The following is a 13,272-nucleotide window of genomic DNA, read 5'->3' as shown; positions in this document are numbered from 1 at the left end:
GAGCCTGCTCGCCCCCCTCCCTCATTGATCACAAGCCCTCTGTTAGTGCTTGCGCTACAATCGTCTCCCTTTGTGCTCTGGAGACCTCACATGCCTGACTTCTCTGGCTTGCCGTTGGTGATCGAGCCGGGCGACCTGCGCGCCCGCCTCGACGCCCGCGAACTGATCCTGGTGGACCTGACCAGCAGCGCCCGCTATGCGCAAGGGCATATCCCCGGCGCACGCTTCGTCGACCCCAAGCGCACCCAACTGGGCCAGCCGCCAGCACCGGGCCTGATGCCGTCACAGGCGGCACTCGAAGCCCTGTTCGGCGAGCTGGGGCATAACCCCGATGCGGTCTACGTGGTGTACGACGACGAAGGCGGCGGTTGGGCCGGGCGCTTCATCTGGCTGCTGGATGTCATCGGTCACCACCGCTATCACTACCTCGACGGTGGGTTGCTGGCCTGGCAGGCCGAAGACTTGCCGCTGTCTGGCGAGGTTCCGGCGGCGGTCGGCGGCCCAGTCGGGCTGACCTTGCACGAGGGCCCCACGGCCACCCGCGAGTACCTGCAAAGCCGCCTCGGCGCCGCCGACCTGGCGATCTGGGATGCACGCGGCCCGCTGGAGTATTCCGGGGAGAAAGTCCTGGCGGCCAAGGGCGGGCATATTCCCGGGGCGATCAACTTCGAGTGGACCGCGGGCATGGATCAGGCGCGTCAGTTGCGCATCCGCAGCGACATGCCGCAGATCCTCGAGCAGCTTGGCATTACCCCTGACAAAGAAGTGATTACCCACTGCCAGACCCACCACCGCTCTGGCTTCACCTATCTGGTGGCCAAGGCACTCGGTTATCCGCGGGTCAAAGGCTACGCCGGTTCATGGGGCGAATGGGGCAACCATCCCGATACGCCCGTTGAGATTTAAGGTTTTTAAGGACAGTTAATGAAAAAGCGTTTGTTTATCCTCAGCCAGTACCTGCTGCCCCACCACCTGCTCTCGCGTCTGGCCGGCTGCATTGCCGAATGCCGCGTGCGCTGGTTCAAGAATGCCTTCACCGCCTGGTTCGCCAAGCGCTACCAGGTAGACATGTCCCAGGCGCTGGTCGAAGACCTGACCGCCTACGAGCACTTCAACGCGTTCTTCACCCGCGCCTTGAAAGACGGTGCTCGGCCACTGGACCAGACCCCGGGCGCGATCCTCAGCCCGGCCGACGGTGCGGTCAGCCAACTCGGCCCGATCGAGCACGGCCGTGTGTTCCAGGCCAAGGGCCACAGCTTCAGCGTGCTGGAACTGCTGGGTGGCGACACCGCGAATGCCGCGCCGTTCATGGGCGGCGACTTCGCCACCATCTACCTGTCGCCCAAGGATTACCACCGCGTGCACATGCCGCTGGCCGGCACCCTGCGCGAAATGGTCTACATCCCGGGGCGGATCTTCTCGGTCAACCAGACCACCGCCGAAAACGTACCGGAACTGTTTGCCCGCAACGAACGTGTGGCCTGCATTTTCGACACCGAGCGTGGCCCGATGGCCGTGGTCCTGGTGGGTGCGATGATCGTTGCCTCGATCGAGACCGTCTGGGCCGGGCTGGTCACGCCACCCAAGCGCGAACTGAAGACCTTCCGCTACGACGAAGCCGCCCGCGCACCGATCCACCTGGAAAAAGGTGCGGAGCTGGGTCGCTTCAAGCTGGGTTCGACGGCGGTGGTGCTGTTTGGCCCGGATCAAGTGCAGTGGGCTGAAGAACTGGCCGCGGGTTCGCCAGTGGTGATGGGCCAGGGTCTGGGCTCACCAAAAGCCTAAAGTCCACGCTGTACCTTGTGGGAGCGGGCTTGCCCGCGAAAGCGTCGGCACAATCAACATAGATGTTGAATGTACCGGCCTCTTCGCGGGCAAGCCCGCTCCCACATTTATAGGTGGTGTATCAGAGTTGACCGTCGCGGTCGCGGAACCCTAGCAGATACAGGACTCCATCCAGCCCGAGGGTGGAAATCGCCTGTTTAGCCGACTGCTTGACCAGCGGCTTGGCGCGGAACGCCACACCCAACCCGGCAATCGCCAGCATCGGTAGATCGTTGGCCCCGTCACCGACTGCAATGGTCTGTTCCAGACGCAATCCTTCCTTGTGCGCCAGTTCGCGCAGCAGATCCGCCTTGCGCTGGGCGTCGACAATCGGCTCGACCGCCACCCCGGTGACTTTGCCGTCGACCACTTCCAATTCGTTGGCAAACACGTAGTCGATGCCCAGCTTGGCTTGCAGCTGCTTGGCAAAGTAGGTGAAGCCACCCGACAGGATCGCCGTCTTGTAACCCAGGCGCTTGAGCTCGGCGAACAGGGTTTCGGCACCTTCGGTCAAGCGCAGCGAGGCGCCGATGGAATCCAGCACACCGACGTCCAGGCCCTTGAGCAAGGCCAGGCGTTCCTTGAAGCTGGCACGGAAATCCAGCTCGCCAGCCATGGCCCGCTCGGTGATTTCAGACACCTGCTCACCGACGCCGGCCGCCTTGGCCAGTTCGTCGATGACTTCGGCCTCGATCAGCGTCGAGTCCATGTCGAACACCGCCAGGCGACGGTTGCGGCGAAACAGCGAGTCTTCCTGGAACGCGATATCGACGTTCAACTCCTGGGCCACGCTGAGGAACTCGGCCCGCAGCGCTTGCGGATCAGCCGCCTCGCCGCGCACCGAAAACTCGATGCAGCCCTTGCCCTTGTCGGCCGGAGTGTCCAGCGGCATGCGCCCGGACAGGCGGTCGATATGGTCGATGTTCAGGCCGTACTTGGCGGTGATCGAGCTCACGCTCTGCAATTGCTCGGCTGTCACTTTGCGCGTCAGCAGGGTCACGATGTGGCGTTTTTTACCCTGGTTGCCGACCCATTGCTGGTAGTCCTCTTCGGAAACCGGGGTGAACCGCACCTGCTGATCAAGCTTGTAAGCCGTGAACAGGATGTCCTTGAGCACCGACTTGCCTTGCTCGGTGTCGGGAATTTCAACCAGGATGCCGAACGACAGGGTGTCGTGGATCACCGCCTGGCCGATGTCGAGAATGTTCACACCACCCTGGGCCAGAACACCGGTAATGGCCGCAGTCAGACCCGGACGGTCGACTCCCGTGATGTTTATCAGGACGATTTCGCGCAAGGCGCACCCCCGCAAGTGGAAAAAAACCGCATTCTACCCACATTCAGTGACCATCGGGCGCAGCGAGCGCTTTGCCGGTCTGGGGGCTATCGCTATACTGCGCGTCAACTCCACGGACAAAAGAGCCGAGCTCAGTGAACCGGCCCACGCCAGTCAAACCCGATAACTTCTTCCTGCTGATCTTCCGTGCACTGCGCCACCGCCGTGTACCGATTGCATTGCGCATTGCCAGCCATAACGTGATCCTGGTCGCATTGGCCCTGGTGATCTACGCCTGCGTGATGGGTCTGCAGTTCAAACAGGCAATGCACGAACAGGCCGATGCCCTGGGTCAGAGCCTGACCACCCAGACGGCAACCTCGGCCACCGAGCTGCTGGTGTCCAACGACATCCTCAGCCTCAACGTGCTGCTGAACAACCTGACCAAGAACCCCTTGGTGGCCCACGCCGCTATTTATAGCGTGGACAACCGGATCCTGGCCGAGGCGGGGCAACGTCCCAAGCAGGGCCTGCTGGGCGAAACCCAGGGCATGTACGAGAGCAAGATCACCTTCCAGGACGTGTCGGCCGGGCAACTGCGCATCAGCCTGGACATGCAGCAGTTCGAACAGCCGATGACCATCAGCCTGCAAAGCATGGGCATTCTCAGCGCCATCCTGCTGGCCCTGGCGTTGGCCCTGAGCCTGCGCCTGGGGCGCAACATCTCCACGCCACTCCTGCAATTGCGGGTGTGGCTGCGTGACATCGACGAACACACCCCGGCCACCCAGCGCCAGGACGAGATCGGCGACCTGGCACGCCAGCTGCACGCCAGCTTTGCCCCTGAGCCGGTAGCGCCGGTGGTGGTTGACGAGCCGGAAATCGATGAACTCGACGATGCCGAGGACGACGAGCCAGCCTTCGAAGTGCGCAACCTGCGGGACCCGAGCTTCGATGAAAGCGCCCCGGTGGCCAGCCTGAAAGCGGCACCCCGGCATGTGATCAGCGCCGAAGAAGACGAAACGGACGACGATGAAGACCCGTTCGCCGATGTTCGCGACAGCGCCACCAGCGCGGTAGTCGTCAAGCCACAGCCCAAGGTCGTCGCCTCCAGCCAGCCGCAGTTCAGCGCCGTGCTCGCCGTGCAACTGGGCGCCCAGGAGCAGCTGCGGCGCCTGCCGCGGGCACGCCTGACCGAGTTGCTGGACCGCTACCGCGACTGCCTGGACCAGGCTGCGTCGCTGTACGAGAGCGAACTGCACACGCTCAACGACGGCAGCACCCTGATGCTGTTCCACACCCAGGACAGCGGCGAAGACTACCTGACCAACGCCATCTGCTGCGGTGAGCTGTTGCGTGCCCTCGGCCATCAGTTGCAGATCGAAGTCGCCGACAGCGGCATCACCCTGCAATTGCAACTGGGCCTGACCCTGGGCGAAGAACTCTTCGGCCTGAGCCAGATCGACCTGCTGTTGACCGAAACCGCCCAGGACGCTCTCGCCCTCTCCCAGCACAGCCGTAACCTGCTGCTGGTGGAGCGCAAGATCAGCGACGACGCCTTGATCCGCCAGCGCGCCCGCATCCGCCCGATCGCCAGCCCTGAAGGCGCCTGCTGCGTCGAGCGCCTGATGGAGCCCTACCCTTCGATGCTGGAGCGGCAACTGGCGCGCATGCACGAGACCCGCGCCTAAGCCCGACCGCGCCACACCCAAGCCCGCAGCCGAGTAATCGCCTGCGGGCTTTTTATTGCGTCCCGCAGTTGCCAAGGGGGGGCAGCTCCATTGGACCAGGTAGGAGCGAGCTTGCTCGCGAAGAACCCAAGAACAACGCGCTGATTCAGACAATGCACGTCATCGTTAACGTCCATCGCGAGCAAGCTCGCTCCTACAAGCAGCAGTTTCGGGGTCGGCAGAAACAACAAAACCCGCACGGGGCGGGTTTTGTGGGGGCGACGTGCAGCTTAGAAGCGGAACACTTCCATGTCCGTGCGAATAGGCGCGGCCATCGGAATCTTCGGCTGTTTCTCACGCTCGGCGGGCGCCGTGGGTTTTGCCGCAGCAGGCTTGCGTGGAGCCTCGGCAACAGGTGGCTGGTTGGCCAGCGGCTTCAGGGCCACCGACAACTGCTCGGCCAGGCGCTGCAACAGCACGCCCTGGGCTTGGACCTGTGCAGCGGTGCCGCCGGCATGTTGCTCCTGCAGGTGAATGATGCGGTTATCGCGGACCTGGCCGCGACGGTCGATCAAGCGCCACTGGGCGTCGAGCACCGCCGGTTGCGATTCGCCGGAGTCCAGGCGGGTAATCGACAGCAATACCTGCACGTCCGGGGTGAACCCCAGGGTCGCCGGTGCCAGGACCACGCGTTGGCTGTCCAGCTGACCCGCGACCTGACGCAGCAGCAACTGATTGATGTCCGAAGACAGGCTGCCCGCCCAACGACCGTCGGTCGACGCTTGCAGGCTGCCGTCCGGTTGACGCTGCAACAGGGTTTCACGCTGCAGGTAATCGGCAATCAACACCGGACCCAGCAACACCGCCATGCCTGAGCTTTGCGCAGGCTGTGCCGGGGTGCCGCTGTCCAGCTGATACAGCGACACCGGCTGGTGAACGCTGCAACCCGCCAGGCCAAGAACGCCAGCGAGCAACAAAATTAGAGGAAAGCGCAGAACAGTCATCATCCCATCCAGGTGACGGCCACAAGGCCAGCCACTGTGAAAATACTCAAAAAATATGAAGAACGCTCGACCACGCCGGCGCTTGAAAGGCCATATCATCCGTGAATATGCCTTGCGACTCCAGCGCGAAAGCATCGATCTACGCGTTAAATCGTAGATCGAGCGCTCTAGACCGCTTAATTGAGAGTTTCTACCAATAGTGCATCGACCCGCTGGAAGCCCCGCGGCAGTTTATTGCCCCGGCGTCCACGCTCACCCTTGTAGTGCTCCAGGTCATCGGCCTTGAGTGACAGTGTGCGCTTACCGGCCTGCAATACCAGCGTCGCGCCTTCCGGCAGCACCGCGATATCCGTGACATATTCCTCGCGGTTAGCTACACGTTCGCCGGGGATACCGATGATTTTGTTGCCTTTACCCTTGCCCAGCTGCGGCAGGTCGCTGATTTTGAAGATCAGCAGGCGACCTTCGGTCGTCACCGAAGCCAGCCAGTTCTCGTCACGGTCTGCGACCGGACGCGGCAGGATCACCTTGGCGTTGTTCGGCAGGCTCAACAGCGCCTTGCCCGCCTTGTTCTTGGCTTGCAGGTCCTCGCCCTTGACCACGAAGCCGTAACCCGCGTCGGAGGCGATCACGTACAGGCCATCATCCTCTGGCATCAGGACACACTCGAAGGTCGCACCCGGTGGCGGAGTCAGACGGCCGGTCAACGGCTCGCCCTGGCCACGGGCCGACGGCAGGGTGTGGGCCGGCACCGAGTAACTGCGTCCGGTGGAGTCGATGAACACCGCAAACTGGTTGGAACGACCGGCAGCAGCAGTCTTGAAACCGTCCCCGGCCTTGTAGGAAAGGCCGGTTGCATCGATATCGTGGCCCTTGGCCGAGCGTACCCAGCCTTTTTCCGACAGCACCACCGTAACTTTCTCGTTCGGCAGCAGATCATGCTCGGTCAGCGCCTTGGCTTCGGTGCGCTCGACAATCGGCGAGCGACGGTCGTCGCCATACGTCTCGGCATCCTTGAGCAGCTCGGTGCGTACCAGCTTCTTGAGCTTGGCTTCGCTGCCCAGCAGGGCTTGCAGCTTGGCCTGTTCCTTGAGCAGTTCGTCCTGCTCGTCGCGCAGCTTCATCTCTTCCAGGCGCGCCAACTGACGCAGGCGCGTGTCAAGGATGTAGTCGGCCTGGATTTCGCTCAGGGCAAAACGTTCGATCAGCTTGGCCTTGGGATGCTCCTCGGTGCGGATGATGTGGATCACTTCATCCAGGTTGAGGTAGGCAATCAACAAGCCGTCCAACAGGTGCAGGCGACGCTCGACCTTGTCCAGGCGGAACTGCAGGCGGCGACGCACCGTGCGCACCCGGAACTCCAGCCACTCGACCAGCAACGCGCGAAGGTTCTTCAGCTGCGGCTTGCCGTCCAGGCCAATGATGTTGATGTTGACGCGGTAGGTGGACTCCAGCTCCGTGCTGGCGAACAGGTGCTGCATCAGGGCTTCATGATCGACCCGGCTGTTGACAGGAATGATCACGATCCGGCACGGGTTCTCATGGTCGGACTCATCACGCAGGTCGGCGATCTGCGGGGCCTTGGACGGCTTGGCCTGCATCATCGCGGCAATCTGCTCCAGCACCTTGGCCCCGGAAACCTGGTGCGGCAGCGCGGTGACGATGATGTCGCCGTCTTCGACGTGGTACACGGCGCGCATGCGCACCGAGCCCTTGCCGGTCTCGTACATTTTCAGCAGGTCGGCGCGCGGCGTGATGATTTCCGCCTCGGTCGGGTAGTCCGGGCCCTGGATGTGCTCGCACAGTTGCTCGACCGTAGCCTTGGGCTCATCGAGCAAGCGCACGCACGCCGTGGCGACTTCGCGCAGATTGTGCGGCGGAACGTCGGTGGCCATGCCCACGGCGATGCCGGTGGTGCCGTTGAGCAGGATATTCGGCAAGCGTGCCGGCAACACCAGCGGTTCATCGAGGGTGCCGTCGAAGTTCGGCCCCCAGTCGGCGGTGCCCTGCCCCAGCTCGCTGAGCAACACTTCGGAGTAACGCGACAGCCGCGCTTCCGTGTAACGCATGGCGGCGAAGGATTTCGGATCATCCGGCGCACCCCAGTTACCCTGGCCGTCCACCAGCGTGTAGCGGTAGCTGAACGGCTGGGCCATCAGCACCATGGCCTCGTAGCAGGCAGAGTCGCCGTGCGGGTGGAACTTGCCGAGCACATCACCGACGGTACGCGCGGATTTCTTGTGCTTGGAGTCAGCGTCCAGCCCCAACTCGCTCATGGCGTAGACAATACGTCGCTGCACCGGCTTCAGGCCGTCGCCGATATGCGGCAGGGCCCGGTCCATGATCACGTACATGGAGTAGTTGAGGTAGGCATTTTCGGTGAAGTCGGCCAGTGAGCGGCGTTCTACGCCGTCCAGGCTGAGATCCAGGGAGTCGCTCATGCGGGCCTCATCATTTCGTGGTCTGGCGCAGCAGCAAGGTGCCGCCGCGCTGGGTAAATTCGAGTTGTTTCAGGGCGCTCATGCCCAGCAGCACTTGATCGCCGCTCAAGCCTGGCGCCACCAGGGCGCGCACGTCATGCAAGACAATGTCGCCCAGTTTCAATTGTTGCAGTCGGGTCCGGTAGCCCTGGCTACGGCCATTGGCCGTGCTCAGGGTGACCGCGGCACCTTTTTCCAGGTTCAGCCGTTGGGACAGGCCGGCCGGGATCGACACATCGGTGGCCCCAGTATCGAGCATGAAGTTCACCGGCTGACCGTTGATTTGGCCATCGGCAACGAAGTGTCCCTGGCCATTACCCACCAGCTTCACCTCGATAAACCCTTCACCCTGCTGCGAACTGACCTGGGTGTTGGGATTTTCCTGGCGCTGTTCCCAGTCGCCGAAAAACCGCGTTGCCAGGAACAGCCCGGCACACCAGGCGAGCACCAGCAGCACCCGGCCGGCGCGTTTTCCCGGCGCCTGCTGACTCATGACTTGGCGCTCCAGCCACCCTGCGGCGCAGCGAAGCGCCAGACGATCGGGCGGACTTCGCCGTCAGCCCGGGCGCCGTTGTTGTTGTCGATGCCGATCCAGGCACCTGAGGCGTCGATCACCAGCGCCTCGGCCAGGCCGTAGGCTTGTGGATAACGCCGCGGCGCCTGCAAGGCATCGGCGGCATACGACCAGCAACGCTCGACCTGGGCCGTCACCGCGTCACGGCGGCAGATTTCATAGGCGTTGCGCTCCAGGGTAAAGAGCTTGCCGTCGAACCACGCCAGGTCGGCGAAGTCCCGGGACACCGGCCGGGCATGGGGAAACTGCGCCGGTTGCATCTGTGTGCCGGCTTCGCTGAGCAGCACGCAGGCACCGTCGCAATCCCACACGGTTTGTTGCCGCTTGAGCCGCAACAGCCCACGTCGCTCACGCTCGGCCGCCAGCCACAGCTGGTTGCCCTCAGGGTCGACAGCCAGGCCTTCAAACAGCGCATTGAAGTGCAGCAACATGCCGCTGGCCCGCGCTTCGCGCACCAGCATCGGGGAAATCTTCAGCCATTGCGCGGCGCCCGTCGGCGGCACCTGCAACACCGCTGCATGGGCCTCGCTGACGATGTAGCGATTGCCGGCCTTGTCGCAGCTGATGCCCTCGAAATCGAAGTTACCACCGCGCACGATCGACGACGCCCAGGTGCGCGACTTCAGCCCCCAGGGCAAGCCGCTGTCAGGCACCGGCGGCACGTCGACGGGCACCGCTTCGGCCTGCCAGACACCCTCGCCGGTGGCGAGACGGTAGATCTGCCCATCGTCGCGATCGGAAACCGTCCACAGTTCATTGCCGCATTGCGCCAGGCCCGACAGATTGCCGCCGAGCATGCCTTGCACGGCATGCTCGGACAGCATCGTCAGCTCAGGCGCCGGCTGCGCGAACGCAGCCCCTGCCAGCAACAACCACGGGAGGGCAAAACCGCTCCGCATCAGGCCAGAACCTCGGCCAGGTTGCCCTTGGACTCCAGCCAGGACTTGCGATCACCTGCACGTTTTTTCGCCAGCAGCATGTCCATCATTTCCGAGGTGGCGGCAAAATCATCCAGGGTCAATTGCACCAGGCGCCGGGTGTTCGGGTCCATGGTGGTTTCGCGCAGTTGCGGCGGGTTCATTTCACCCAGGCCTTTAAATCGGGTGACCTGGGGCTTGCCGCGTTTCTTCTCGGCCACCAGGCGGTCGAGGATGCCATCGCGCTCGGCTTCGTCGAGGGCGTAGTAGATTTCCTTGCCCAGGTCGATCCGGTACAACGGCGGCATCGCCACGTAGACGTGACCGGCATCCACCAGCGGGCGGAAATGCTGGACGAACAAGGCGCAGAGCAAGGTGGCGATGTGCAGACCGTCGGAGTCGGCGTCGGCGAGGATGCAGATCTTGCCGTAGCGCAGTTGGCTCATGTCCGCCGCGCCCGGATCGACACCAATGGCGACGGCGATGTTGTGCACTTCCTGGCTGGCCAGCACTTCGCTGCCGTCCACTTCCCAGGTATTGAGGATCTTGCCGCGCAGCGGCAGGATCGCCTGGAACTCTTTGTCCCGCGCCTGCTTGGCCGAGCCGCCGGCGGAATCACCTTCCACCAGGAACAGCTCGGAGCGCATCGGGTCCTGCCCGGCGCAGTCGGCGAGCTTGCCCGGCAGGGCCGGCCCCGAGGTAATGCGTTTACGCTCGACTTTCTTGCTGGCCTTGAGGCGACGGCCGGCGTTGTTGATCGCCAGCTCCGCCAGGAGCATGCCGGTTTCCGGGTTGGCGTTGAGCCACAGGCTGAACGCGTCCTTGACCACCCCGGACACAAACGCCGCCGCCTCGCGGGACGACAGGCGTTCCTTGGTCTGGCCGGAGAACTGCGGTTCCTGCATTTTCATCGACAGGACGAACGCGATGCGCTCCCAGACGTCTTCCGGCGCCAGCTTCACTCCACGCGGCAACAGGCTGCGGAACTCGCAGAACTCGCGCATCGCATCGAGCAGGCCCTGACGCAGACCGTTGACGTGGGTACCGCCCTGCGCCGTGGGGATCAGGTTGACGTAGCTTTCCTGCACGCTGTCGCCGCCTTCGGGCAACCACAGCAGCGCCCAGTCGACCGCTTCCTTATTACCAGCCAGGCTGCCGCAGAACGGCTCGTCCGGCAGGCGCTCGAACTCACTGACCGCGTCCACCAGGTAGGAACGCAGGCCGTCTTCGTAGTGCCACTCGACTTTTTCGCCGGTGGCCTTGTCTTCAAAACTGACCAACAGCCCCGGGCACAACACGGCCTTGGCCTTGAGCACGTGCTTGAGGCGGCTGATGGAGAATTTCGGCGAATCGAAATACTTCGGATCCGGGGCAAAGAACACGCTGGTACCGGTGTTGCGCTTGCCGACACTGCCGACCACTTCCAGCTCGGTTTTTTTGTAACCGTCGGCGAAAGTCATCTGGTATTCGTTGCCGTCACGCTTGACCCGCACCCGGACCTCGGTCGACAGGGCGTTGACCACCGAAATGCCGACCCCGTGCAAACCACCGGAGAACTGGTAGTTCTTGTTGGAGAACTTACCGCCGGCGTGCAGTTTGGTGAGGATCAGCTCGACGCCCGAGACGCCCTCTTCCGGGTGGATATCCACCGGCATGCCGCGACCATCATCGCTGACTTCCAGCGAGTGGTCGGCGTGGAGGATGACCTGGACCGATTTGGCGTGCCCGGCCAAGGCTTCGTCGACACTGTTGTCGATGACTTCCTGGGCAAGGTGGTTCGGCCGACTGGTGTCGGTGTACATGCCGGGGCGTTTACGCACCGGGTCGAGGCCCGAGAGGACTTCGATGGCGTCTGCGTTATAAGAGCTAGCGCTGGGAGTGGCCATGGGGTCTCGTCGTCAGTCGTTCATGAAAATAGGGGCAAGGGTTCACAGTGCTGTGAAATCGATCGCCTGGTACACATCTGCGCCAATGCCGGCAAAACTCAACAGGGCCGGCATCTGCCCGGCAAATCCCTGGAAACTATGGTCGCCGCCGGCCTGGATGCGCAACGCACAGGCTCGGTAATACTGTTGGGCGAGGCGATAGTCCAGCGTTTCGTCGCCGGTCTGCAGCCACACCTGGTAGCGCCGTGGGTCCTGGGGCGCCGGCACTTCCAGCTCGGCCAGGGCCGTGATGTGGTCGTGGGTCAATTCCCAGGTCTGTTCGGTATACAGGTTTTGCTGCGTCCCCAGGTAGCCGTCGAACATCCGGTGCGGACTGACGGCAGGGTTGACCAGCAGGGCCTTGAGGCCATGGAGCTCGGCCAAGTGAGTGGCATAGTAGCCGCCGAGTGAGCTGCCGACCAGCAGTGGCCGTCCCAGCTCGGCAATCGCCTGCTGTAACTGACCGATGGCCTCACGCGGGTGATGATGCAGGGCCGGAACGCGCAATTGGTCAGCCAGCCCCAGACGCTCCATCACTCCGATCAACTGGCTGGCCTTTTTCGACGCAGGCGCGCTGTTGAAGCCGTGGATGTAGAGGATCGAACCGGACATTTGAGCTCCCTGGCGGTCGGCAAAAGAAAGCGCAGTTTACAGGGAGTCGGGCATATCGCGAGCAGGCTCGCTGCCACATTTGTTTCCTGGGTCGGTGTAATCCCTGCTCGCGATCGCCGTGAAGCGGTGTTTCTGCTCAGTAACCGTCAGAACCGTAATCGACCGTGAAATCGAATCCGATGACCCGCTCCACTCCGGTTTCCAGCCGCCCATCGGGCAACAGGCGCAGCCAGCGGTAGCCTGGCGCCAGGGTATCGACCCGGAAATCTTCGCTGCCGGGTTCGAACTGGATACAGGTCGAAGGCGATGCCAACAACCGCACGCCGTTGCGCAGTTGGTCGATTTCCTGATGCACATGTCCCCATAACACGGCGCGCACCTGGGGAAAGCGGTCGAGCACGGCAAACAGCGCTTCAGGGTTACGCAAGCCGATCGGCTCCATCCACGGACAGCCAATGGGCACCGGGTGATGATGGAAACACACCAGATGATGACGTTCGGGCGCTTCGCTCAGGGCGCGGGCGAGCAATTGCAGTTGATCGTCCTGCAAGTAGCCCGGCACCGAACCCGGCACGGCGGAGTCGAGCAAGGTGATCCGCCAGTTGCCGATGTCCAGCAACGGTTCCAGCAGCGAACTCTGCACGGCCGCCTGGGCCATGACCTGCGGTTCGTCGTGGTTGCCCGGAATCCAGCGGGCAGGCGCGTCAATCTGCTCGCTCAAGCGGCGAAACAGCTGATAGGAGGCCAAGGTGCCGTCCTGGGACAGGTCGCCCGTGGCAATCACCAGGTCCACCCGGGGCTGTTGCACCCGCACCAGTTCGATCACCGTCGACAGGCTGTCGCGAGTGTTCATGCCCAGCAGCGTGCGGTCAGCCTCGGCGAACAGATGGCTGTCGGAAAGCTGCACCAGCAGGACCGGGTCGTTGGCGGTCAGAGTCGATACGCTCGGCAAGGTGTTCTCCCAAGGCGCGATCACGCAGGTGGATAAGT

General features: G+C 63.1%; 11 protein-coding genes. 3 read left to right on the top strand and 8 right to left on the bottom strand.

Going from position 1 to position 13,272, the window contains the following annotated elements; translation table 11 throughout:
- Positions 1-90: 90 nt before the first annotated feature.
- Both rhdA and asd read left to right on the top strand, forming a co-directional pair.
- The gene (gene rhdA / locus PspS04_RS02325; protein ID WP_095169602.1) at positions 91-906 is read left to right on the top strand and encodes a thiosulfate sulfurtransferase; all 816 of its coding nucleotides are present in this window, start codon (positions 91-93) and stop codon (positions 904-906) included.
- Between the two features lie 18 nt (positions 907-924).
- Positions 925-1,785, top strand: coding sequence for an archaetidylserine decarboxylase (gene asd, locus PspS04_RS02320; RefSeq protein WP_095169603.1), 861 nt, complete (start codon positions 925-927; stop codon positions 1,783-1,785).
- Between the two features lie 121 nt (positions 1,786-1,906).
- On the opposite strand, the gene serB is transcribed toward asd, so the two are convergent.
- Positions 1,907-3,121, bottom strand: coding sequence for a phosphoserine phosphatase SerB (serB, locus tag PspS04_RS02315; RefSeq protein ID WP_095169604.1), 1,215 nt, complete (start codon positions 3,119-3,121; stop codon positions 1,907-1,909).
- Positions 3,122-3,255: 134 nt separating this feature from the next.
- On the opposite strand from serB, the gene PspS04_RS02310 reads away from it, so the two are divergent.
- Positions 3,256-4,791, top strand: a complete 1,536-nt coding sequence (locus PspS04_RS02310; RefSeq protein ID WP_159993412.1) for an AhpA/YtjB family protein — start codon at positions 3,256-3,258, stop codon at positions 4,789-4,791.
- A gap of 269 nt (positions 4,792-5,060) precedes the next feature.
- Here PspS04_RS02310 and PspS04_RS02305 read toward each other — a convergent pair whose 3' ends face one another.
- From PspS04_RS02305 to cpdA, 7 genes are all read right to left on the bottom strand, one after another.
- The gene (locus PspS04_RS02305) at positions 5,061-5,774 is read right to left on the bottom strand and encodes a PqiC family protein (RefSeq protein WP_095169606.1); all 714 of its coding nucleotides are present in this window, start codon (positions 5,772-5,774) and stop codon (positions 5,061-5,063) included.
- A 176-nt stretch (positions 5,775-5,950) separates the two neighbouring features.
- A complete protein-coding gene (parC, locus tag PspS04_RS02300) occupies positions 5,951-8,215 on the bottom strand; it encodes a DNA topoisomerase IV subunit A (RefSeq protein ID WP_159993410.1) in 2,265 nt (754 codons plus the stop codon).
- Positions 8,216-8,225: 10 nt separating this feature from the next.
- A complete protein-coding gene (locus PspS04_RS02295) occupies positions 8,226-8,747 on the bottom strand; it encodes a retropepsin-like aspartic protease family protein (protein ID WP_159993408.1) in 522 nt (173 codons plus the stop codon).
- The gene (locus tag PspS04_RS02290; protein ID WP_159993406.1) at positions 8,744-9,727 is read right to left on the bottom strand and encodes an esterase-like activity of phytase family protein; all 984 of its coding nucleotides are present in this window, start codon (positions 9,725-9,727) and stop codon (positions 8,744-8,746) included. The genes PspS04_RS02295 and PspS04_RS02290 overlap by 4 nt, the downstream gene beginning before the upstream one ends.
- Positions 9,727-11,631 (bottom strand): DNA topoisomerase IV subunit B, encoded by a 1,905-nt coding sequence (gene parE / locus PspS04_RS02285; protein WP_095169610.1) that lies wholly within the window; start codon positions 11,629-11,631, stop codon positions 9,727-9,729. The genes PspS04_RS02290 and parE overlap by 1 nt, the downstream gene beginning before the upstream one ends.
- A 42-nt stretch (positions 11,632-11,673) precedes the next feature.
- Positions 11,674-12,282 carry a YqiA/YcfP family alpha/beta fold hydrolase gene (locus PspS04_RS02280; protein WP_095169611.1) on the bottom strand — a complete coding sequence of 203 codons (609 nt, stop codon included), beginning with the start codon at positions 12,280-12,282 and terminating at the stop codon, positions 11,674-11,676.
- Between the two features lie 136 nt (positions 12,283-12,418).
- The gene (cpdA, locus tag PspS04_RS02275; protein WP_159993404.1) at positions 12,419-13,234 is read right to left on the bottom strand and encodes a 3',5'-cyclic-AMP phosphodiesterase; all 816 of its coding nucleotides are present in this window, start codon (positions 13,232-13,234) and stop codon (positions 12,419-12,421) included.
- Between the last annotated feature and the right edge of the window lie 38 nt (positions 13,235-13,272).

Source organism: Pseudomonas sp. S04, from assembly GCF_009834545.1.
GTDB lineage: Bacteria > Pseudomonadota > Gammaproteobacteria > Pseudomonadales > Pseudomonadaceae > Aquipseudomonas.
This window is presented reverse-complemented; position numbering and strand designations above follow the sequence as displayed.